The organism is Paenibacillus sp. 01T422 (assembly GCF_056398785.1).
Genome location: NZ_JBFTQB010000833.1, coordinates 1 through 2,917 on the forward strand (window position 1 = coordinate 1; position 2,917 = coordinate 2,917).

The 2,917-nt window shown below is 38.9% G+C and carries 1 protein-coding gene; it reads right to left on the minus strand.

Going from position 1 to position 2,917, the window contains the following annotated elements:
* A partial coding sequence (locus tag AC1DUA_RS32065; protein WP_477503588.1) for a DUF5057 domain-containing protein occupies positions 1-2,717 on the minus strand: 2,717 nt, incomplete at its 3' end.
* Positions 2,718-2,917 lie beyond the last annotated feature (200 nt).

Below are 2,917 nucleotides of genomic sequence, written 5' to 3' on the forward strand. Positions count from 1 at the left end.
AATGCAAGTGGTGAAATTCGGGGTGTTAGTGCTGGTACGGCAAAAATCTCGGCTGTCGCGAAAGATGGAAGCGGACTTAATGCGACCTCCGTCGTTTCTGTTATCCAACCTGGCTTGAATATCACAGGTCCGACAGAAGTAGCAGTTGGATTAATCGCGTAGTTTACAGTCACAGGACTATTAACTTCAATTTTTTCAGCTGACACTGTTCGATCTGGCGTTAAACCAGTAGAGGTAATGACTTTGACGGCAACTTCTTTTGTTTCTAGAGCACCTGCGGCGTCTTTCGTTGAGACTGAGATTGTCAAATCTCCGCCGCTTGCGGCTAGAGGATTAGGGAAAGTTTTGGTGATTGTCTCACCCTTATTTGTCTCCRTATCCGCTAAAACTTTGACAGCTTGATTAGTGCCTGAACTGTCTTTGTAATTAAAGGTAATGGATGAGGTAACTTTTTTATCATTTAAATCCAAATCGTCGGGTTTGAAGCTGACAGAAATTGAACTATTCGCTGAAATGTAATTCTTTAGTGATTCATTGAAAGCTGCTGGAGATATGATATCCAAAGTAGGCTTATGATTCGAACCGATGAAGGCTCTGTACATGGTGTTTACGAACAGTTTTTGTTCCCAATCTGGGAAGGAACTGTTTTTACTTGTGTTTACGAAATTATGACCTGTCCCCGAATAAGTTACATTCCCTTTGGAGTAGGTGTAATAGTGATTCCAGCTATCTTCAACGTCACGCACACTCCCATTGATGTTATACCATGGAATAACCTTTGGATCGTTCAGATCCAGCCTGAAATACTGATCATGTGTCGTTGCCACAGATGGTGTCATTTCACTTATAAAGAAAGGAAATTCGGTTAGTAAACCTTCATTTATTTTTACAGTGGACGTTGATGTGTTCGGGGCATTAAGTCCCATATTCGTCATCGGACCGATTTGACCTGTGTCTGCTTGGAAGTTAGTGATCCAGGTTTGATTCCCTTGATAAACGGTATCGTGGGTGAACATAACGCCTTGACCTGTAGCGATAAATGATTTAACAGCAGAAGCTGCTGTTGCAGAAATGTCTGCAGTCCCGTTATAAGAATCGTTAAAACCGAAAATCAACATATCGTATTTGCTATTTAAAGTTTTGTATTCCGTTGAGTTAAACGTATTGAAATCGATAACTGAGATGTTGATATCATAGTCGTCCGAATGTAAATAATTTTGTTTCAAGTTTGATTCTAAAAGTAGGCTGCTAGTCTTGCTAGTCGACTGCGAATTTGGAATAACTTGCAGGACCTTTATGGTTGGCGATTGGTCTTTATAACGGAAAACGCCTGCAGCGGAATCCTTCAGTTTTCCAGTACTGGTTTGATCAACGAGCTCTAGACGCCAGTAGTAAAGTCCAGAGTAACCTTTTGGAAGTGTGAAGCTTATTGTATTGTTGGTGTGTGAAGTTACCGGCATTGTTTGAACTAAGTTGGATGCATCAAATTTTAAGACACTGTCCACACCCAAGTACAAATTAGCTACTAAATTACGTTGATCGATATTTCTAACATTAGATACATTAAATGTATATGTTAAAGTATCGCCTGCTTTATACTTGGTGTCACGATTTGTGCTTACTGTGTAGTCTGTTGGTTTGCTTGTCAGATTGAGCTGAGGTCGAACATTGGCATTTGCAAGCAAGTTGGTTTTGGCGATAAATGTTGAAGAAGTGCTTATATCAGTCTCATTTACAAAAATCACATTACTCTTTGGTGTTGTTGTAGAGTAGGGGTTAAACAAATTGTATAAATTACCGTTAGATTTCGTACCATTGCTGTTCAAGTATTCTTGATACAGCGCACCTCGTTTCGTGGATGAATCGCTATAAACAATTACAGGTAGTCCTTTATTTATGTATTTGTCCGTAATTTCAGTTGCTTTAAGAGATGTAATGTCATTCTCAAGGTATCTTGTATTGTGGTTTTGCCCAGTCTCTGAGGTTGGATTAAATAAGCTTTTACCAAAGTAGATCGCATCATACTTGCCATCCAGCTCTTCACGGAGTGCAACAAATTTCTTGATACTCATCGTTTCTATTGTGAAACCGGAGTTTGTTCCTAATTTTGAAGCTAAATCCGAAACTATAGCATTAGCATCTCCGCTGGAAGGTTTGTCCAGATCTTTGATTTCCAAAATTTTTAACGGTTTGGTGAGATCAAAGTAGGAAATTTGAAACTTCGTAAGCGTAGAGGTGGGACTGCTTTGTTCTACATTTATCTCACCGCTGCTATCATTCTCTAAACTGAGGTAGTAACTTTTGAGATTTCCCGTTGGTTGGAAAGACACAGTTGAATCTGAATTAGTGATCATTTTAAACTTTTGCTTGCTACCTATTGTCTGGGATGAAGCTACCAAGGTATCTTCTTTATCAGACCCAACAGTCACGTATTTAGAATTTGCTCTTGATTTCAAAACATAGCTACCATCCCCCTGATCAACCAAATCAAACAAATCGGATACCCAAGGGTTCGTCTTATTGGCATAAAGTGAAGCATTGTTGCTCGTATCTGTCGTAATGAACTTGTTGTTATTTACAGATTTCAGTGCCACGGTTACGGTATCTCCGGCAGCCGCTAGAGCTGTTTGGCTCGTTAGATCTGTGAACCCGAACCATGATATTGCCATGGATGTGATCAGTAAAATACTGATCCTTTTTTGTATGGCTGAAAACATACATCTCTCTCCTCCCTTAGACTTAAATGTCATATATATTGTATGAGACTATTTTACTACTTTTTAGTCCTAGAAATATACAGTTTGTGTATATGATATCGAAAATATTTTAGGAAAGTATAAGGAAGTTGACGAAAAATACATAATTTTAATGATTTTTTTTAAGAGGAATATCCGAGCTAGTAGGCGAATTGTAACGT